Source organism: Streptomyces sp. NPDC059785 (assembly GCF_042732375.1).
GTDB lineage: Bacteria > Actinomycetota > Actinomycetes > Streptomycetales > Streptomycetaceae > Streptomyces.
Genome location: NZ_JBHWHV010000051.1, coordinates 54,923 through 73,012 on the forward strand (window position 1 = coordinate 54,923; position 18,090 = coordinate 73,012).

Annotated in this window: 17 protein-coding genes and 1 pseudogene; 11 read left to right on the top strand and 7 right to left on the bottom strand. The window is 73.9% G+C overall.

Features of this window, described 5'->3' with window-relative positions:
• Nucleotides 1–12 precede the first annotated feature (12 nt).
• A complete protein-coding gene (locus tag ACFV6E_RS31525; protein WP_385174244.1) occupies nt 13–1,422 on the top strand; it encodes a hypothetical protein in 1,410 nt (469 codons plus the stop codon).
• An 82-nt stretch (nt 1,423–1,504) separates the two neighbouring features.
• Here ACFV6E_RS31525 and ACFV6E_RS31530 read toward each other — a convergent pair whose 3' ends face one another.
• Nucleotides 1,505–2,317, bottom strand: coding sequence for an SDR family NAD(P)-dependent oxidoreductase (locus ACFV6E_RS31530; RefSeq protein WP_385174247.1), 813 nt, complete (start codon nt 2,315–2,317; stop codon nt 1,505–1,507).
• 152 nt (nt 2,318–2,469) lie between these two features.
• Between ACFV6E_RS31530 and ACFV6E_RS31535 the strand changes: the two genes are divergently transcribed.
• From ACFV6E_RS31535 to ACFV6E_RS31545, 3 genes are all read left to right on the top strand, one after another.
• Nucleotides 2,470–3,003 carry an ATP-binding protein gene (locus ACFV6E_RS31535; RefSeq protein WP_385466245.1) on the top strand — a complete coding sequence of 178 codons (534 nt, stop codon included), beginning with the start codon at nt 2,470–2,472 and terminating at the stop codon, nt 3,001–3,003.
• Nucleotides 3,000–3,806, top strand: a complete 807-nt coding sequence (locus ACFV6E_RS31540) for a DUF6624 domain-containing protein (protein WP_385466248.1) — start codon at nt 3,000–3,002, stop codon at nt 3,804–3,806. The genes ACFV6E_RS31535 and ACFV6E_RS31540 overlap by 4 nt, the downstream gene beginning before the upstream one ends.
• A 202-nt stretch (nt 3,807–4,008) precedes the next feature.
• Nucleotides 4,009–4,536, top strand: a complete 528-nt coding sequence (locus tag ACFV6E_RS31545) for a hypothetical protein (protein ID WP_385174254.1) — start codon at nt 4,009–4,011, stop codon at nt 4,534–4,536.
• A gap of 9 nt (nt 4,537–4,545) precedes the next feature.
• Here ACFV6E_RS31545 and ACFV6E_RS31550 read toward each other — a convergent pair.
• The 3 genes and pseudogenes from ACFV6E_RS31550 to ACFV6E_RS31560 form a co-directional block, all read right to left on the bottom strand.
• A pseudogene (locus tag ACFV6E_RS31550) lies at nt 4,546–5,730 on the bottom strand (NF041680 family putative transposase); the annotation flags it as partial.
• Nucleotides 5,731–5,889: 159 nt separating this feature from the next.
• Nucleotides 5,890–7,098, bottom strand: a complete 1,209-nt coding sequence (locus ACFV6E_RS31555) for a phosphatidylserine/phosphatidylglycerophosphate/cardiolipin synthase family protein (RefSeq protein ID WP_385466251.1) — start codon at nt 7,096–7,098, stop codon at nt 5,890–5,892.
• 364 nt (nt 7,099–7,462) lie between these two features.
• Nucleotides 7,463–8,359, bottom strand: coding sequence for a LysR family transcriptional regulator (locus tag ACFV6E_RS31560; RefSeq protein ID WP_385466254.1), 897 nt, complete (start codon nt 8,357–8,359; stop codon nt 7,463–7,465).
• Between the two features lie 173 nt (nt 8,360–8,532).
• Here ACFV6E_RS31560 and ACFV6E_RS31565 point away from each other — a divergent pair, with 173 nt between their 5' ends.
• From ACFV6E_RS31565 to ACFV6E_RS31580, 4 genes are all read left to right on the top strand, one after another.
• A complete protein-coding gene (locus ACFV6E_RS31565) occupies nt 8,533–10,008 on the top strand; it encodes an SDR family NAD(P)-dependent oxidoreductase (RefSeq protein WP_385466257.1) in 1,476 nt (491 codons plus the stop codon).
• Nucleotides 10,009–10,208: 200 nt separating this feature from the next.
• A complete protein-coding gene (locus ACFV6E_RS31570; protein ID WP_385466260.1) occupies nt 10,209–10,874 on the top strand; it encodes a DNA polymerase ligase N-terminal domain-containing protein in 666 nt (221 codons plus the stop codon).
• Complete coding sequence (gene ligD, locus ACFV6E_RS31575) at nt 10,871–11,887, top strand: non-homologous end-joining DNA ligase (protein WP_385174270.1); 1,017 nt, start codon at nt 10,871–10,873, stop codon at nt 11,885–11,887. The genes ACFV6E_RS31570 and ligD overlap by 4 nt, the downstream gene beginning before the upstream one ends.
• An 87-nt stretch (nt 11,888–11,974) precedes the next feature.
• Nucleotides 11,975–12,646: a DUF6629 family protein gene (locus ACFV6E_RS31580; protein WP_385174273.1), complete on the top strand. Its 672-nt coding sequence runs from the start codon at nt 11,975–11,977 to the stop codon at nt 12,644–12,646.
• A gap of 46 nt (nt 12,647–12,692) precedes the next feature.
• Here the strand turns inward: ACFV6E_RS31580 and ACFV6E_RS31585 are convergent, their stop codons facing one another.
• Nucleotides 12,693–12,938, bottom strand: a complete 246-nt coding sequence (locus ACFV6E_RS31585) for a hypothetical protein (RefSeq protein WP_385174274.1) — start codon at nt 12,936–12,938, stop codon at nt 12,693–12,695.
• Between the two features lie 135 nt (nt 12,939–13,073).
• On the opposite strand from ACFV6E_RS31585, the gene ACFV6E_RS31590 reads away from it, so the two are divergent.
• Nucleotides 13,074–13,979, top strand: a complete 906-nt coding sequence (locus ACFV6E_RS31590; protein WP_385174277.1) for a LysR family transcriptional regulator — start codon at nt 13,074–13,076, stop codon at nt 13,977–13,979.
• Between the two features lie 468 nt (nt 13,980–14,447).
• Nucleotides 14,448–15,380, top strand: a complete 933-nt coding sequence (locus tag ACFV6E_RS31595; RefSeq protein WP_385466263.1) for an STAS domain-containing protein — start codon at nt 14,448–14,450, stop codon at nt 15,378–15,380.
• A 12-nt stretch (nt 15,381–15,392) separates the two neighbouring features.
• Here ACFV6E_RS31595 and ACFV6E_RS31600 read toward each other — a convergent pair whose 3' ends face one another.
• Both ACFV6E_RS31600 and ACFV6E_RS31605 read right to left on the bottom strand, forming a co-directional pair.
• Complete coding sequence (locus ACFV6E_RS31600; RefSeq protein ID WP_385171667.1) at nt 15,393–16,145, bottom strand: GAF domain-containing protein; 753 nt, start codon at nt 16,143–16,145, stop codon at nt 15,393–15,395.
• A 67-nt stretch (nt 16,146–16,212) separates the two neighbouring features.
• Nucleotides 16,213–16,989, bottom strand: a complete 777-nt coding sequence (locus ACFV6E_RS31605) for a GAF and ANTAR domain-containing protein (protein WP_385466266.1) — start codon at nt 16,987–16,989, stop codon at nt 16,213–16,215.
• Between the two features lie 214 nt (nt 16,990–17,203).
• Here ACFV6E_RS31605 and ACFV6E_RS31610 point away from each other — a divergent pair, with 214 nt between their 5' ends.
• On the top strand, nt 17,204–18,001 hold the full coding sequence (locus ACFV6E_RS31610) for an SDR family NAD(P)-dependent oxidoreductase (RefSeq protein ID WP_385466269.1): 798 nt from the start codon (nt 17,204–17,206) through the stop codon (nt 17,999–18,001).
• Nucleotides 18,002–18,090: the final 89 nt, after the last annotated feature.

Consider the following 18,090-nt stretch of genomic DNA (forward strand, 5'->3'; position numbering starts at 1 on the left):
TGCGAGACCTGGGTGGCCACCGTGATGGACGGACAGTCGAGGAGTTCCGGCAGGGGAACCGCCGCCAACAACGCGCTGGCCGCGGCGCTCAAGGACGCCGGCTGCTCGTACGCCTCGCTCGCCCTCCGGGTCAACGAACTGGGACGCCGCCAGGGTGCGGACTCCAATTACGACAAGGCGTCGGTCACCCGGTGGCTCCAGGGGCAGCAACCCCGCGGTGTCACACCGGAGTTGATCGCCACCGTCCTGTCGGAACGGCTGGGCCGCGCCGTCTCGCCCGCGGATCTCGGTTTCCACCCCGACCAGCAGCGTCCGGTCGCGGGCCGGGCACTCGTGTATGGCGAAGACGTGGCAGAAACCCTTCACACCCTGGCGGAGCTGGGGTCGACAGACATCTCCCGGCGCAGCCTGCTCGGCTCGGTGCCGTTCGTCGCCGGCGCGCTGGCGAATCCGCAGCGCGAGTGGCTGCTGTGGCTGCTCGAACACGAGGAGGGCGCGCATCTGGCGCTGGTGCCGGACGGCGGCCCGGTCGAGCAGGTGCACGCGATGATCCGCATGTTCGACGAGATGGACAACCACTTCGGCGGCGGCGGAGTACGCACCAGCATCGTCCACTACCTGGCCACCGAGGTCGTGCCGCTGCTGCAACGGCGGGGCGTGGCCCCGCGCCTGCAACGCCGGCTGTTCGCCGCGGCCGGACGCCTGGCCGCGATGGCCGGCTGGAGCTCGTACGACGCGGGGGAGTACGGCCTCGCGCAGCGGTACATGATCCAGGGGCTCAGGCTCTGTGCCGAGGGCGGTGACCGGGTGCTCGGCGGGCAGATCCTCGCCGGTCTCTCCCATCTGGCCACCAGCCTGGGCCGCCCCGACGAGGGGGTGTCGCTGGCCCGGGCCGGTCTCGTCACCGCGAAGGGGGCGGGCAGCCCGCTCGGCCTGATGCGGCTGTACGCCATGTCGGCGCGCGGGCACGCGGCCCAGGGCCGCCGGGCGGAGGCCGCCGAGGCGCTGCGGCTGGCCGGGACACAGCTCGGCGCGAGCCGCGGAGCCGACCAGGAGTCGCCGTGGGTGCGCTTCCTCGACCACCACTATCTCCAGGCCGAGTCCGCGCTGTGCTTCCGTGACCTCGGGCTCGGCGCCCAGGCGGAGCGCACGGCGAGCGAGTCGGTCAGTGCCAACGCCGACCGGCGCAGGCGCCAGGCGATCAGCCGGTCCGTACTGGCGACGGCCCACCTCCAGCAGAACCGCCTCGACGAAGCCGTCGGCGTGGCGAACCAGGCGCTCGACACCCTCAGCACCGTCCACAGCGAGCGGTCGATCCAGGCGCTGCGGGACTTCCGCAGACGCCTCGAACCGCTCCGCCGGGAACCGGTGGTGCAGGAGTTCGAGCGGAGGTCCCGTCCCGTGCTCGGGGCGGTGGCATGACCGGGCGGCCCGGGCTGTCGGCGGCCGGGCCGCCCGGTGTCCACACGGCCGTCGGGGAGGTCGCCGAGGCGTGCGCGGTGTGTCAGTAGCCGTCGGGGGAGGGCGCGTTCTGGGCCCGGTCCACGGGCAGGTGCGCGCCCGAGATGCCGCTCGACCAGTCCGAGAGCAGGAAGGCCACCACCCGGGCGACCTCCTGCGGCGCCACCGGCCTCCCCGACGGCAGCTCCTCGGCCACGAAACGGGCGTACCGCTCCGGCTCGTCCGTGCGCATCCGGTCCCAGCGCCGCCCCGGGATCAGCATCGAGCCGGGCGAGACGGTGTTCACCCGGATCCCGTCGGGGCCCAGCTCCCGGGCCAGCGAGGCGGCCAGCTGGATCTGGGCGGCCTTGGCGACGCCGTACTGCGCGTACGGGCCCGGCTTCCAGCCGGAGATCGACGCGATGACGACGGCCGAGCCGCCGCCGGCCGCCCGCAGATACGGGACCGCGGCGCGTACCAGGCGCGCGGCGTGCCCGACGTTCGCCTCCCAGGTCGCGGACCAGTCCCCGGCCCCCGCCGCCTCGAACCGGCCGCCGCGGGACCCGCCCGCGCTGGCCACCACCCCGTCGAGGCCGTCGAACCGCGCGGCCGAGGCCGCGACGAAGCGCTCCAGCTGCTCCGGCTCGGTCACGTCCAGGGCCCGGGTGAAGAGCGGCGCGTCCAGGGACGCCGCCAGTGCCCGCAGTCCGTCCGCCGAACGGGAGCAGGTGGCCACCCGGGCGCCCTCGGCGGACAGCAGCCGCACGATCTGTTCGCCGAGCCCGCGCGTGCCGCCGGTGACCAGGACCCGCTTGCCGCGCACGCCGAGCCAGCCGGTGCCGCGGCCCCGGCGCTCCACCCGCCCGCTTCCGCTCACGTCCCTCACCTGGTCGAACATACATGCCATACCACTACGGGCCCGCAACCGGCCAACCCCCGCAACCCCTGGTTTCCGTGCCGTTCTCCTTGTTGGCTGCTCGGGCAGCCACCCCGACCGCCCCCCACTCGGCTGCACCCGAAGGAGGACCGATGACGGTACCCCGGGCGCACCCCCGCCGGCCGTCGCCCGCACCACCCCCCGGCGCCCACGCGCCGGACGGCCACGCGCCCGGGGACCGGGAGCGCACCGGAGAGCTCGCCGTCATCCACGGGAGCGAACCCCGAAGAGTCCGCAGCGCGGTGCCCGCCCACCCGTCCCAGGCCGCCGGGGTACGGCGCATGGTCGCCGGCTGTCTCGCCGGGCTGCGGCTGCCCTGCGAACTCCTCGACAACGCCGTCCTCGCGACGGACGAGATCTTCTCGAACGCGGTCAAGTACGGCAGCGCCGATCCCGGCGACACGATCACGGTCACCGTCGAGTCCACCGCGTGCGAACTGCGGGTGACCGTGACCGACGGCTCGTGCGAGATGCCCAGGACCCGGGACGCCGACGAGGCCGCGGAGTGCGGCCGGGGGCTCGCCATCGTCGACGCGCTGGCCGACGACTGGGGCGTCGTACCGCCAGAACCCGGCGAGCCCGGCAAGCGGGTCTGGTTCACGCTCGGGCTGCTGGGGGCGGGATGAGGACCGCGCGGAGCACACCGGACGACCTGACGGACGGCACCGGCGCCGCCGCGGCGTCCCGCCCGCCCGGCGAGACAGCCGGGGGCACGGCGGGGGACACGGCCGGCGGCAGGCGGCCTTCGCACGGGCAGGGCCGCCGGCACGGGGCAGGCCGGCCCGAGGGGGAGGGCGAGGCCCGTCGCGGGGACGCCCCCGCCCGTGCCGGAGACGACGCGCCGGACGCGGACCCTGGCACGGACACGGACGCCGAAACCCCGGACGCCTCCGTGCGCGCCGCCGGTGCCCCGGCGCCCCGGCCCATGCCCGCGGCGCTCACCGTCGTGCTGGCCGGGGAGCTGCTGCGCCGCGCCGAGAAGGAGACCCGGCTGATGCGGGAGGCGCAGGCGAACCCCGCACCGGGCCGCCGCCGAGCCATAAACGAGTGCCGCAGCGACAACGCGGACGCCCTGACGGCGGTGGTCCGCCGGTACGGGTGGCCGACCGCCGACCAGGTCGGACCCGCCGCCTCGACCGCCGCCCTGATGATCCTGCTGCACACCCGGGACCTCGACTTCCAGCTGCTGTGCCGTGACCTGATAGCGCAGGCGGCGGCCGACGGGCGCTGTTCCGCCGCCCAGCACGCCTACATAGCCGACCACTGCGCCGTGGAGCTCGGAGAACCGCAGTACTACGGGACCCGGGTCAACCCGGTGACCCTGCGGCCCTACGCGGTCCGCCGGCCCGGCACCCTCGACGAGCGCCGCCGGGACGTGGGCCTGTGCCCGCTCGAGGAGCAGCTGCGCACCCTGCGCCGCACCGGCTGAGCGGCCGCGTTCCGGACACCGGCGGGCGTGATGTACAGCACGCGCCCGTGAGCCGCCCGCGCGCCCCGCGCCGGATACCTCCTGCGCACGGCTTGATCGCCGATCAAGAGCGGAGAATTCCCTGCCCACGGTGCGTTCCGCACATTTGACACCCAGTTGAGCGCACGGATAAGAAGCAGGCCTCCAAGTCGAGAGGTGGAGCGTGTACGAGCCGAAGGTGATCGGGGACTGGCAGGAGTGCGAGGAGCACCCCGGCCTGCGTGTCCGGGTCCACGGCTTGAAGAGGTCGGAACCCCCGCGCGGCCGGGACGACGCCGCCGAGGGACTCACGTACTTCCGGCTCCGCGTGACCGTCGAGAACCGCACGAGCGCCCGCTACGGCATCCACCTCGAGGACGGCCAGATCGACATCAGGCTGGGCCCGGACGGCGAGAGCGCCTTCATGGACTGGCGCAACTCCCGCTTCGTGGAGGGCTTCGACGTCTACCCGCTGCGCCGCGTCACGGCCGTCGCGTACGCCGCCGGCGCGGAGGGCGACCTGGCCCAGGTGGACATCCAGGTGCAGCTCAAGGTCGACGAGGAGTGGGCGGAGCGCTGTCTGTGGTCCGGCGGCGTCGACCTGCCCGAGGCCCCCGTCGGCACCGGCGTCCGCTCCGGCGCCCCGGAGGACGGCCTCGCGTGTCAGGTGAGCAACTTCCTCAGGAGGGAAGCGGGCCCCGCCGCGGACTGAGCTTGATCTTTATGGTGTGAGGTGATCGCGTTTGGTGATGCTGTCGGGACGTTTGACGGTTTTTCCCACGTCGTAGTGTGGTGCTTGGCGCCAGTTTTTGGTGCCGGGTCGGCGTCCGGGGCCTGGCCGGTTGGATTTGGGTGCACGGGTCGGGCAGGGCAGGTCCGGGCGGATGTTCCTGAACCCGCGGCGGACGCGGGCAGGGGTGAGTCGGCCGGGCTCGGCGGGCTTCTCCCAGGGGTGGCGGAGGTCGGCGACGACCTTGCGGACGAGCCGGAGCTGGGTGTGAGCGGAGATGATCAGCCATGTCCACCGGTCCGCCGCCTCGGGGGTGCGGAGCTTCGGGCGGGTCCAGCCCAGCGTCTGTTTGATCATTCTGAAGGTGTGCTCAAGATCGAATCTGCGCAGGAACGCCTGCCAGCGCAGGTCGACGTCCTCGCCCGGCAGGCCGGTGGCCGAGGACCACAGCCAGATGGGGAGCGGGTCATGACCGCCGGGCAGGCGGTCGACTTCCAGGCGGATCAACGTGCCCTCGATGACGGGGAGTTCTCCGCTGTGGTCGATCCAGGCCGAGCGGGTGGTCAGCCTGGGGTGGATGCGGTCCCAGGCCCTGGCGTGGGCGGTGCCGTAGCGGTCGGTGGCCTGCATTGTCGCGGCATCCGGGTCGCCCCAGGTGTCGGGCTTGGCGAACCGGAACTCCTTGCCGTGCTTCGGGGGCCGGCCGCCTTGTGGCGGTGAGATCCACGGAACGGGGACCGGCTTGCGCATCACGCGGTCCGTTCGCATCCGGCCGAGGACTTCCACCGGCAGTCCGGCCAGGACATGAGCCATGCGCGGAGCGTCGTAGCCGGCGTCGAGGACGACCAGGATGTCCCGGTCTCCTGCTCTCCAGCGGCCCATGTCGATCAGGTCGGCGACCACCCGGCGGACCTGGCCGGCGGTGGTTTCGGCGACATCGCCGGCCGGTCCGAGCCGGACCGCGTCCAGCAGCTGGCACCACGAGGTGCGGCCCGCCTCCAGCGCGGCGACGAACGAGTAGGGCCAGCCGGGCACGAACTGGTCCGAGGAGCGTCCGCTGCGGCCGTAGACATGGCAGAACAGCCGGTCCGGGCAGGTCGGAGCGTCAGGCCGGAGCCAGTGGGTGACGTCGACAGCCAGGACCAGACGCCCGTCGGCGGCCTAGGGCTGCGGCCCGGCCAGCACCTGCCGTGCGACGCCATGCACGCACTCTCGCCGCACCGGGCGAAAGCCCGAGTACGTCCAGTACGAGGGCTTGCGCCCGGCACGCCGGGCACGCACCTGACGACGCGCGGCCCGCCCGTCGGGCGAACGACGGAACTTTCGCAACACGCCCTACAGGAACCGCCGTACCGGTGCCACCGCTCCTTCCCGCAGCCGCTCGGCGAGCGGGCGGCGCTTCCAGCGTCCGGGGTCGATGGGCTCGGCGTTCTTCCGGTCCTGCTCGAAGTCGTGGTCGAGTCCGGCGGTGAAGTCCTCGTCCAGCACCGCGAGCATGACCTCCTCGTCGTGCTCCATGGAGCGGCGGTTGAAGTTGCTGGAGCCGATCAGCGAGGCGACCCCGTCCACCGTCATGATCTTGGTGTGCAGCATCGTCGGCTGGTACTCGCGGATGTCCACCCCGGCTGCCAGCAGGGTGGCGTAGTGGTGCCGCCCCGCGAGCAGGCACGCCCGCTGGTCGGTGTGCGGCCCGGGCAGCAGGATCTCCACCCGCACGCCGCGCCGGGCGGTCGCGCTCAGCAGGTCCACGAAGTACGTGTCGGGCGCGAAGTAGGCGGTGGACAGCCGCAGCCGCTCCTCGGCGGACTCCAGCACCACCCGGACCAGGGTCTGCATGTCCTGCCAGCCGAAACTGGCCGAGCCCCGCACCACCTGCACGGTGGCGCCGCCGGGCTGCTCGTGCTGGGTGAACCGGTCCCGGTCGTCGAAGAGTTCGGTGTGGCACTCGGCCCAGTTCTGTGCGAAGGCGGCCGCGATGCCGTCGACGGCGGGACCGCGGACCCGTACGTGGGTGTCGCGCCACTCGGCCGGGTTGCGGGCGTCGCCGCACCACTCCTCGGCGATGCCGACGCCCCCGGTGAAGGCGGTGTGCTCGTCGACGATCAGCGCCTTGCGGTGACAGCGGTGGTTCTGTTTGAACGGGGAGAGCCACAGCGGCTTGCGGAACCAGGCGACCTGCACCCCCGCCGCGTGCATGGTGTCGAGGAGATCCCCCTCGATCTCCTTCGCGCCGAAACCGTCGAGCAGCAGCCGGACGCGCAGGCCCGCGCGGGCGCGGTCGGCCAGCGCGGCGGCGAAGTCACGCGCTATCCGGCCGCGCCAGTACACGAAGGTCATCATGTCGACGGTGTGCTCGGCGGCGCGGACCGCGTCGAGCATGGCCGGGAAGATCTCGTCCCCGTTCCGCAGCGGCACCAGCTCGTTGCCCTCGGTCGCCGCCACCCCGATCAGCCGCTCCAGACGTCTTCGCAACCGCTGCTTGCGCCGCTGTGACTCCGCCGCCCCGGGGGCGGCGGGCTCGGCCTCGACGACTGTCTCGGGCATGCTGCGTCTCCTGTTGTCCGTTCGGTGTCCGCCTCGTTCCGCGTGTCCCCGCCGGCGGGGGCGGGATGGGGAGGGGCGGCCGGCATCCGCCCGTCTTCCCTGACACGGGCCGCCCCTCCGCTCGACCGCGCCGACGTCGGGGTGACCCAACCCCGCCGACTCACACGGGAGCATCGCCGCCGACGCGACCGGGGGGAGCGTGTCAGCGGCACTCGCTCAGGTGCCCCCCGATCCGGGTTCTATGCAGGAGAACTCCGCGAGGTTTCCGCGAACCCTCCGCGAGTTCCGCGCAACCGGCGACCTGCGGCACCCGAGCCTCGTACGTCACCACCCGTAGGGGACCGGGCCGGGTGCCGACGGACCGTCAGCCGGTGACCGGGCCGGGGCGGTCCGCGAGGAACGCCGCGCTGTGCCGGGCGAACCGCCGGACGGCCGGGGTGGCCCGCTCCCTGAGCCAGACCAGGCGGAGTTCGGCCGTCGGGCCGTCCGCGAGGGGAACCCGGGCGATGCCCTCCGGCGCCGGTGTGTCGAAGCCCGGGACCGCGCCGATCGACACGGCCTGCCCGAGCCGGACCACGGCCAGCATCTGAAGACCGTCGCTCACCTCGGGGCCCGGCCGGCCCGGCGGCCCCGAAGGCCACAGATGCGGGCTCATGGCCTGCGGGTTGGCACCCGTCCACCGCACCACGGGCTCGTCCGCGAGGTCGGCGACCGTGACGCTCTCCTCGCCGGCCAGCGGATGCCGGTCAGCGACCATCACGACCAGCCGCTCGCGCCGCAGCGGTACGCCGTCCAGCACCCCGCCGGTGACCGGCGCGCGCCACAGGGCGACGTCGGCCGTCCCCGACCGCAGCCGGTCGAGCTGGTCGTCCGCGGTGCCGACGGCCGCCCTGGCGGGCCGCGCGGGACCGGTCGCGTTGTAGGCGCGGACCAGGTCGTCCAGGAGGGCGGCGTCGCAGCCGGGGCCGGTCGCCGTCAGCAGGGCGAGTTCCTCGGCCGCCCGGCGTACCCGGGACGTCGCGTGCCCGACCTGTGTGACCAGCGCCTTGGCCTCCTCGAACATGACCTCGCCGACGGGGGTCAGGGCGACGTCGCGGTGGGTCCGCAGGAACAGCGGGGAGCCGACGTCCTTCTCCAGTTCGCGGATGGCGCGGGACAGCGCGGGCTGGGTCATCGACAGGCGTTCGGCGGCCCGGGTGAAGTTGCGCTCCTCGGCGACCGCGAGGAAGTAGCGCAACTGACGGATCTCCATGCCACCCATGCGCACAGGCTCTCACAGCGGCGCTCACCTCGGCTCTGACCTGGGCTCATGCCCGTACGGCATGGTGGCGTGCCGGATCGGACCTTCCGCCCGTGCCGCCCGCGGATGTCTCCTTGGTGACGGCGGACGGCGCCTCCGTCACCACACCCACCGGACCCGAACGGAAGAAGAGCATGACTGAGCATGTCCGTACCGCCGTGGTGACCGCCGGCACCGGAGGCATCGGCCTGGAGACCGCCGTCGGGCTCGCCGCCCGGGGCTGGGACGTCACGGTCGTCGGGCGGGACGCCCGGCGCGGGGACGCCGCCGTGGCCCGTATCGACGCCGCCGCCGGGCGGCCCGCGGGGCGCTTCCTCGCCGCCGACCTCTCGTCCCTCGCCGAGACCCGGGACCTCGGCGGGAAACTGGCCGCCGAGGGCGCCCTGCACCTGCTGGTGAACAACGTCGGCGGCATGTGGACCCGGCGCTGGGAGAGCGCCGACGGCATCGAGGGCAGCATCGCGCTGAACCATCTCTCGCCCCTGGTGCTGACCGAGACGCTGATCGAGGCGCTGGCGGCCGCGGCACCCAGCCGGATCGTGAACGTCACCTCCGCCGCCATCGCCGCGGCCGTCCCGGTCTTCGAGGAGGCCGAGCCGCCCGGTCCGCATTACGGCCTGGCCGCGACCGGGCGGGCCAAGCTCGCCCACCTCGCGCACACCATGGACCTCGCCGAGCGGCTGAAGGACCGGGGCGTGGCCGTCTTCGCCGCGGACCCGGGGGCCGCGGCCACGGACAACGCGGGCGAGATGACCGCCGACATCCTGCCGCCGCAATTGCGCCCGCACTGGGAGCAGATCAAGCAGGGCGTCTCCGCACCGGTGGCCGACGCCGCCCGGGCGCCCCTGTTCGCCGCCACCGACCCGTCCCTCACCGGACGGACGGGCGTGCTGATCGGTCCGGCGGGCGCCCCGGACGACACCCTGCTTCAGCATCTGACGCCCGAGGTGGCCGAAGCGGTGCGCCGGTGGACCCCGACGCTGACGGCCTCACCGTACGCGGTAAGCGGTACGGATGCCCGCCGCGTTTTTCGCGGCGGGCATCCCCTGCACCTGCTACGCCCTGACCGGAGGCTGTTCCGCCAGCCGCCGCCGCATGTCCTCCAGCCGCCGCAGCGTCCGGCGGTGCTGCCAGACCATCCAGCTCATGAAGACGACGGCGGCCGCGAGCATCACGCCGCCCGAAGTCGCCGAACCGGCCGCGAACCAGAGGCCCGACGTGCCGAAGAAGATGACCGCGAGCAGCGGGAACGCCCACCGGCGGTTGCGCACCAGGCGTTCCTGGCGGCGGTCCACCAGCCGGGCCATGGCCTCGCGCTCCGCCGGGTCGTCGGGCACGTCCCCGCCCTTGAGGATCCGCCGGTCCATCCCGGGCACGTTGTCGGCATCCGTGCCCACCGCCCGGGCGTCCCGCTTCCGGCGCCGGCGCATCCACCAGGTGAGCCACCCGACGTAGATCACTCCGCCGACCAGTGCCGACGGCCACGCGTGCAGGCCGCTGAGGAGCAGCCGGACGCCCACCCACACCACCAGCGCGAGCAGTCCGAACACCCACCAGCGGTCCCGCCAGTCGCGGTCGCCGGACGCCGTGCCCTTCCCGGACTCCGGTGACTCCATACGTCCTCCCCCTTGTCTAGATCGGGGCGCGGCGGCCCCGGACTGCACGTCCGGATACCCACGGCGCTCACGGCCATACCGCCCTTTCGCTCCTGTCCCGGGCGCTCGGCCATCTGGTGGGACCGGCGTGGGCGGCGTGAGCGGCGGCGCCCGCGGGGTACCCGGGGCCCGTGACGGCGAGGGAAGGAGCCACGGTGGGTGAGAGCCACGCGCTGCGGACCTATCACGGCAAGCGCGACTTCGGCCGGACCGGGGAGCCCAGGGGCGGCGACCGCGAGGCGTCCGGGGACGCGAAGTCAAGGGGCGACGGAAAGGGCGGCGGGCAGGCGCCCCGCTTCGTCGTGCAGATCCACGACGCCTCCACGATGCACTTCGACTTCCGGCTCCAGGTCGGCGACGTACTGAAGTCCTGGTCGGTCCCCAAGGGCCCGTCCCTCGACCCCGGGGACAAACGGCTCGCCGTGCCCACCGAGGACCACCCGCTGGAGTACGAGGACTTCGAGGGCGTGATCACCGAGGGCCAGTACGGGGCGGGCACGGTCATCGTCTGGGACCACGGCACCTACGAACCGCTCAGCCACGACCGGCACAAGCGGCCCGTCCCGTTCGACCGGGCCCTCGAGGACGGGCACGTCACCTTCCGGCTCGACGGCGACAAGCTGCACGGCACCTTCGCGCTGACCCGCTTCCGGCAGGGCGGGGCGGACGGCAAGGGCGAGTCCTGGCTGCTGGTCAAGAAGGACGAGGGCCGGGCCCGCAACGGGGACCGCGGGACGCCCGATCCCCGCAGGGCCCGCTCGGCGCTCAGCGGGCACACCCTGCACCAGGTCGCCGCCGGGGCCGAGAGGAGCACCGGGTGACGACGGACCTCCTGGACACCCTGTCCGAGGACGAGCGCGGACTGCTGCGGGACGCCCCGCCCGGCACGGAGCTGGCGTCCCGCCCGATGCTCGCCACCCTGAGCGACCGCCGGGACTTCCCGGACCGCGACCGGTGGATCTTCGAACGGAAACTGGACGGCATCCGCCTGCTCGCGGTCCGCGAGGGCGACCGGGTCTCCCTGCTCTCCCGCTCCGGCCGCCGCGTGAACGACACCTACCCCGAGATCGCCGAGGCGCTGGCCGCGCAGCACTCGCCCGACTTCACGGTGGACGGCGAGGTCGTCGCCTTCGCCCGGGGCCGCACCGACTTCTCCCGGCTCCAGCAGCGCATGGGCCTGACCCGGCGCCGCGACATCGAGGCCAGCGGCGTGGCCGTCACGTACTACGTCTTCGACCTGCTGCGGCTGGACGGCGCTGACACGACACGGCTGCCGCTGCGCACCCGCAAATCGCTGCTGCGCCGTGCCCTCGCCTACCGGTCGCCGCTGCGGCTGACGACCCACCGCAACGCGGGCGGCGCCGAACTGCTGGCCGAGGCCTGCGCACACGGCTGGGAGGGGCTGATCGCCAAACGCGCCGACAGCCGCTACACGCCGCGCCGCTCCGCGGACTGGCTCAAGCTCAAGTGCGCTCAGGAGCAGGAGTTCGTCGTCGGCGGGTTCACCGAACCGGCCGGCAGCCGGGTCGGCCTCGGCGCCCTGCTGCTCGGCTACCACGAGGGCGGCCGGCTGCGGTACGCGGGCAAGGTCGGGACGGGCTTCGACCACCGCACCCTGCTCGCCCTGCGCTCCCGCCTCGACGAACTGGGCGTCCTGGCCCCGCCGTTCGACGACCGGGTCCGCGAGGCCCGGGCCCGCTGGGCGAGCCCCGAACTGGTGGCGCAGATCGCGTTCACCGAGTGGACCCGCGACGGAATGCTGCGGCACCCGCGCTATCTCGGGCTGCGGGACGACAAACCGGCCGGTGAGGTCGTCCGCGAACGGGCCGCCTGACCGGAGGCCCGGAGGCTATGAACTCCGCGCAGGCGGGCACGGTGACGACGACGGACCGGACGGACCGGACGGACCAGGGGTGGCGTGATGTGCTGGAGTGCGGAGGCCGATCTCGTGGCCGGGGCCGGTATCGCGGCCGTGGGCGTCGCCTGCGTGGCGCGGTGCCGCGAGGTACGCCGGCTGCCGATGGCCGCGCTGCCCCTGCTGCTCGGCGCCCATCAGCTCGTCGAGGCGGCGGTCTGGCACCACGGCGGCGGAACGGGGCCCGCCACCGTCGCCTGGACCGTCATCGCCCTTCCGCTGCTGGCCCTGTGGGTGCCCGTCGGAGTGCTGCGCGCGGCGCCCCGCGACGCCCGGCGCCGGCTGGCGCTGCCGCTGGCGGCGGGCGTCGCCACGGCCGCGGCGCTCGGTTACGCCCTGGCCACCCGGCCGATGCGCGCCGAGGTCAGGGGGCACACCCTCGGCTACGTCACCGACCTGCCGTACCCGCAGGTCCTCGTCGCGGGCTACCTCCTGGCCACCGTCGGAGCCCTGCTGCTCTCCGGCGACCGGGGACTGCGGATGCTGGGCGTCCTGACCGCCGCCGGCGCGCCGGTGTGCTGGGCGCTGTGGCGGTTCGAGTTCGTCTCGACGTGGTGCGCCTTCGCGGCGGTCTGCTCGGTGGTGCTGTTCTTCTGGGCACGCGGACATCCCGGCCGCCAAAGCGGTGACCGCGGACGGGGAGGCGGAGGCCGCCGCCCGGCGCGAACCGCTGGGTGAGTCCGGGGAGGTGGCGGCGGAGTTGCCGCCCCTGCCCGCGCCCGGCTCACCGGACGGTCTCGCCGCACGTCCGTGCCGGTGTCCCGGTCCCGGACGGCCTGCTGCGGGAGACCATGCGGAGGCCCGCCCCGTCGACGACGCGTATCTGCAGGGAGCCGCAGCCGCAGCGGGTCCACACGGTGTGACCGCTCGCGGTGGTGTGCCGGGAGAGCACCTGGAGCGGCTCGGCGTCGTCCGGCCATCCGCAGTACGGGCAGGCCCGGACGGCCGGACTGTCGGCGGTGCCGGTCATGTCAACTCCTCAAGTAGTCACGGGAAACGGAACCGTCGGCGGACGGGCCCCCTCCGCCGGCTTCTCCAGCGTGTACCCGCGTCTTTCTATACGTCCAGGTTGACTTTCCGGACGGCACCTTGAAGCGTTGCCTTCATGATTGACCTGCGCCGACTCCACGTCCTGCGGGCGGTCGACCACTACGGCACCGTCACGGCCGCCGCACGCGCCCTGCACGTCACACCGTCCGCCGCGTCGCAGCAGATCCGCCAACTCGCCCGCGAACTCGGCGTCGTACTGCTCCAGCCGCAGGGGCGCGGGGTGCGGCTCACCCCGGCGGCGCTCGGTCTGCTGGCGCACGCGGACGCCATCCAGGCCCGCTGGGAGGAGGCCGAGCGCGAACTGCGCGCCGACCACGGCGAGGTGTCGGGCCTGCTGCGCACCAGCGGTTTCCCGGTGGCCGTCTCGGTGCTGCTCGCCCCCGTGGCGGCCCGGCTGCGCGAGCGTCATCCACGGCTGGCCGTGCGGATCCAGGAGGCGGAGGTGCCGGCCGGCTTCGACCTGCTCTTCGAGGGGGAGATCGATCTCGCGGTGGTGGAGTCGACGCCGCTGAACCCGCCCCTGGGCGACGCGCGCTTCGACCAACAGCCGCTGCTGGACGACCCGTTCGACCTGGTCGTGCCGGACACCCACCGGCTGGCGGGGCGGGCGGTCGTCGACCTCGCGGACGCGGCGCGGGAGGAGTGGATAGCGCCGGTGCCGGAAAGTTCCTGCCGTCCGCATGTGCTCTCCGCGTGCGGTGCGGCCGGTTTCACCCCCGACGTGGTGCACCACGCGCTGGACTGGAACGTCACCGCCCATCTCGTCGCGCACGGACTCGGTGTCGCCCTGGTGCCCCGGCTGGCCCACCTCACCCCGCACCTGCCCATCACCCGGGTCCGCTGCGCGGGCGACCCGCACCGCAAGCTGCTGACCTGCACCCGCGCCGGCGGTCACGCCCGGCCCGCGGTCGCCGCCGCGCTGCGCGAGCTGCACGAGGTCGCGGCCACGGCGGTGGCCTGACACCGGCCGCCGCATCTGGCGCGCCCCCGAAGCGCTGCGGGCGCGCCGCCGGAGCGGAGCGGGCGTGCGGCCGGAGCGAAGCGGGCCGTGTGACCGATACCTCGCAGACGTGGCCGAACGTGATGTATTGGCGCCCGGAAATTCGGGCAAGAACACAAAGCGGTCAGGAGACGCCTGCAAACAGACCGGTTCGCTCAGTTGAGGCGACGGTTCGTACGCAGGATGGGTCTTCCCGGCCCCGATCCCGGCAGGGAGGCTGTCGTGCCGGGGCCCGGACCGCACGCTTCCGGAAGCGGACCCGCCGCACGTCGGACCCTGCGCCGCCCCGCCGCGCCCGGCCGCGTCCCGGAACGGCACGACCCGACGCCAGGCGTACCGCGAGTCCGCCCCGTCACCGCGAGGTGAGGGGGCGGACTCGCGCCTGGACGGGCCACGGCAGAAGGTTTCTCAGCCGAGGAGGCGTTTGCGATGGAGCACGCGGGAACTGCGCCACGGGTACTGGTCGAAAATCTCACCGTCACCGCGGGGAGCGGCCGGCCGGCGTGGCTGATGCGCCCCGTCGGCGGCATCGACCGCACCGGTCATCCGCTGTTCGACGCCGTCCGGCGGGCCGGGGCCGAGCGGGACGCCGTGGTCGTCGTCGACCTCTCGCACGTCGACGCCGTCTCGCCGGCGGGTGTGGGGGAGCTGCTGGTCTGCGCCCACGCGCTGCGCCGCACGGGCGGGCGGCTGCTGTTCGCCGGGGCCGGCGCGGACGTCGAGCCGCTGCTGCGGATCGCCGCGGGACGGGACGCCGTACCGGTCTTCGCCACCGCGGAGGAGGCGGTGCGCGCGGTCACGGACGACACGGACGACGACGGGCCCACGGCGAAGGCGAGCGCGGGAGCGGCCACCGGGGCCCGTACCGGAGCGGCCACCGGACCCGGCACCGGAGCGGCCACCGGACCCGGCACCGGAGCGGCCACCGGACCCGGCACCGGAGCGGCCACCGGACCCGGCACCGGAGCGGCCACCGGGCCCGGCACCGGAGCGGCCACCGGGCCCGGCACCGGAGCGGGCATTGGCACCGGCGCGGGCGACGGCACCGGTGCCGGCCGGACCGACGGCCGCAGAGCCCCGCGGAGTGCCCGGGACGACCAACTCGCCCGGTTGCGCGGGGCGGTGTCCGCGCAGGCCGTGCTGGAACAGGCCGTCGGGGTCGTCGTCGCCCTCACCGGCCTGTGCGCCGGGGACGCCCTGGACGTCGTACGGGAGATCGCCCGGCACACCGACATCAAGACGAGACACGTCGCCGAACTCATCGTGGAGTACGCGCGTACGGGGCATCTGGCCAGTGACATCCGGCAGCAGTTGCGCACGAGCACGGCCGACCGCGTCGCCGTACCGTCCGAGGCGGGGTGACCCCGCACCGCCTCACGAACCGGCCCTCGGAACCTCCTGGAACCCCTGTAGGACCTTCTGGGGACGCAGGTCGCGGCGTACGAGGGCGGCCGCGGTGTCCGTCGGGCGTTCGCCGTGCCGGTCGGCGTAGACGTGCAGCGCCCGCGCCGCCTGCGGCAGCGGGAGCGTGCCCGCGGCGGCGATCATCCCGACGGCGACGTCCACGGTGGCCTTCGCGGAGACCGCGGACTGCACCCGGGCCAGGATGTCGACCAGGCGCAGCGGTTCGGCCCGCCACTGGAGCACCGCCGTGCCGCTGAGGTCCGCGAGCGCCTGGAGCAGGTGCAGTTCGGCGGTCGGCAGGGGTCCGGCCTCCCGCATGAGGACGTGCAGGACGCCGATGGTCTGGCCGTGGCCGCGTATCGGAAGCGCGTGCGCGGCGGCGAAACCGGCCGTTGCCGCGAGCGGGGCGAAGCCGGGCCACCGCTGTGCGGCCGCCGCCGGGTCGGTGACGTCCACGGGCCGTCCCGAGCGGCGGCAGTCCGGGCAGGGCCCCGTCCGCCTCTGGCTCCGGAAGACCGCCACGACGGGGGCACGGTCGTCGGACAGCGCCATCGTGCGCAGCCCGCCGTGGACCGTGGTCAGCATGACACCGGCGGCGTCCGCCCCGGTCAGGGCGGTGGAGTGGGCGACGAGACGGCGCAGCAGGACGAGCGGGTCCACGTCACTGGCGACGCTGTCCGTGAGGCTGCGGAACGCCTCGACGATTCGCTGTTCGCGGCTCATACCGGTCTCACCGTGCTCCTGCCTTCGGTCCTGCCGTTCCCATGGTGTCCCCGGCGTTCCGGGGGGCCTAGTCATGGAAATCGATTTTCCCGGCGATGACGTCGAGGGCGGCCTCGCTGACACTCTGGCCGTGTGCGAAGGCGTGTGCCCTGAGCCGCGCCAGGGCGGTGGGGGCGTCCAGACCCAGATAGATCATGATCATTCCGGTGGCCTGGTGCACCTCCTCGTGATCGGTTTCGGCCGCGCTCAGCCACCAGGACGGCGGAGCACCCGATTGTGCCGCGTCGGTCTGCAGAACCAGCAGGGAGGTGGTGATGGCGTCCGCGGCGGACACGGCGAACGCGGTGTCCGCCGCGGACAGCGGGCCCGGGGCCTCGCGGTACAGGTCGAGGGTGCCGATGGCGACCGTGTCGCTGCCCAGGGGGAGGGAGAAGACGGCGCGGACGTTGAGTTCCACCGCCTGCTGGGCGAAAAGGGGCCAGCGCAGCGCGTCCTGACTCCGGGCGAGGTCCGCGGCCTGTACGGGCGCGAGCTCCGCGAGCGCGCTCTGGCAGGGCCCGTCGCCCAGGGTGTACTGGGCCTCCGCGAGCCGGCCCGCCACCGGGTCGCTCGACCACCACACGGTGCGGGTGGTGCCGCCGCCGCTGAGCGAGATGGACGCGCCGCCCATGCCGAGCATCTCGACGCAGGCCCGGCACAGCCGCGCGGGCGCCTCCTCGTGGCCGGACGCGCCGGCACGGAGTAACTCCGCCAGCCGCCTCGCCGCCCGTGCGCCGCCGTCCGCGCTGCCCTCGCCGGCGCCCTCACCGGACGGACCGGGATGATCCGGCCGGGCGGATTCCACTACTGATCACCTCCGACGGGACCGTCCCGGAGCCTCTCGGTCCCTCGCCATCGTTGCGCCCCCGCGTCCGGCGGGGGCAGGGCCGGAGTCCCAGGGCACGGTCGGTGTCCCGCGCCGTACTGGAGATCAGCAGAGAGGTGCAGTATGTCAAACACTTCTGCCCGGCGGTGGTGCGCGGCACGGTTCGAACCGGCACGCGGGGTACCCCTTCACCATGAGCGACAGCAAACCTCTGGCCCTGGTGACCGGGGCCTCCAGCGGCATCGGCCTGGAACTGGCGCGCCAGTTCGCGCGGCACGGCTTCGACCTCGTGATCAACGCCGAGGACGACCGGCTCGCCACCGCCGCCGGTGAACTCGGCGGTCTCGGGGCCCGGGTCGAGACCGTGCGCGCCGACCTCAGGGACCCGGCGGGCGCCGACCGGGTCTACCACTCGGTGTCGGACCGCATGGTGGACGTGGCGGCGCTCAACGCCGGTGTCGGCCTCGGCGGCGCGTTCGTCGACACCGACCTCGAGGACGACCAGTCCGTCATCGACCTGAACGTCACCTCGACCGTGCGGCTGGCCAAGCCCCTGGTGCGCGACATGGTCGCCATCGGCGAGGGCCGGCTGCTGTTCACGTCGTCGATCGCCTCGACCCTGCCGGGCGCCTTCCAGCCGGTCTACAACGCGACCAAGTCGTTCATCCAGTCCTTCGCCCAGGCACTGCGGGAGGAGCTGAAGGACACCGGTGTGTCGGTCACGTCGTTCATGCCGGGGCCGACCGGGACGGACTTCTTCCGCCGGGCCGGGATGGCGGACGACACCCCGATCGGACGCATGGAGAAGGACGATCCCGCGCAGGTCGCGGCGCAGGCGTACGACGCCGTGATGCGTGGCAGGAGCAAAGTCGTCACCGGTTCCGCGAAGACCAGGGCGCAGGGCATCGCGGGCAAGGTGCTGCCCGACCGGCTGAAGGCGGTCGCCCACCGCAGGATGGCGGAACCGGACGAACCGGACCGGCAGGACTAGGCGTTGAGCGGCTGGATCGCGATCCAGCCGCTCAACGCCGGGGACCTACGGCGGCGGATGGTGCGGCGCCGGCGCCGGTCCCCGTGTGG

Excerpts from the sequence above, each read along its gene's own strand:
- ACFV6E_RS31535 (WP_385466245.1), top strand. The coding sequence starts at position 2,470 with ATGACGGTACCCCGGGCGCACCCCCGCCGGCCGTCGCCCGCACCACCC.
- ACFV6E_RS31540 (WP_385466248.1), top strand. The coding sequence starts at position 3,000 with ATGAGGACCGCGCGGAGCACACCGGACGACCTGACGGACGGCACCGGC.
- ACFV6E_RS31555 (WP_385466251.1), bottom strand. The coding sequence starts at position 7,098 with ATGCCCGAGACAGTCGTCGAGGCCGAGCCCGCCGCCCCCGGGGCGGCG.
- ACFV6E_RS31560 (WP_385466254.1), bottom strand. The coding sequence starts at position 8,359 with ATGGGTGGCATGGAGATCCGTCAGTTGCGCTACTTCCTCGCGGTCGCC.
- ACFV6E_RS31565 (WP_385466257.1), top strand. The coding sequence starts at position 8,533 with ATGACTGAGCATGTCCGTACCGCCGTGGTGACCGCCGGCACCGGAGGC.
- ACFV6E_RS31580 (WP_385174273.1), top strand. The coding sequence starts at position 11,975 with ATGTGCTGGAGTGCGGAGGCCGATCTCGTGGCCGGGGCCGGTATCGCG.
- ACFV6E_RS31585 (WP_385174274.1), bottom strand. The coding sequence starts at position 12,938 with ATGACCGGCACCGCCGACAGTCCGGCCGTCCGGGCCTGCCCGTACTGC.
- ACFV6E_RS31590 (WP_385174277.1), top strand. The coding sequence starts at position 13,074 with ATGATTGACCTGCGCCGACTCCACGTCCTGCGGGCGGTCGACCACTAC.
- ACFV6E_RS31595 (WP_385466263.1), top strand. The coding sequence starts at position 14,448 with ATGGAGCACGCGGGAACTGCGCCACGGGTACTGGTCGAAAATCTCACC.
- ACFV6E_RS31600 (WP_385171667.1), bottom strand. The coding sequence starts at position 16,145 with ATGAGCCGCGAACAGCGAATCGTCGAGGCGTTCCGCAGCCTCACGGAC.
- ACFV6E_RS31610 (WP_385466269.1), top strand. The coding sequence starts at position 17,204 with ATGAGCGACAGCAAACCTCTGGCCCTGGTGACCGGGGCCTCCAGCGGC.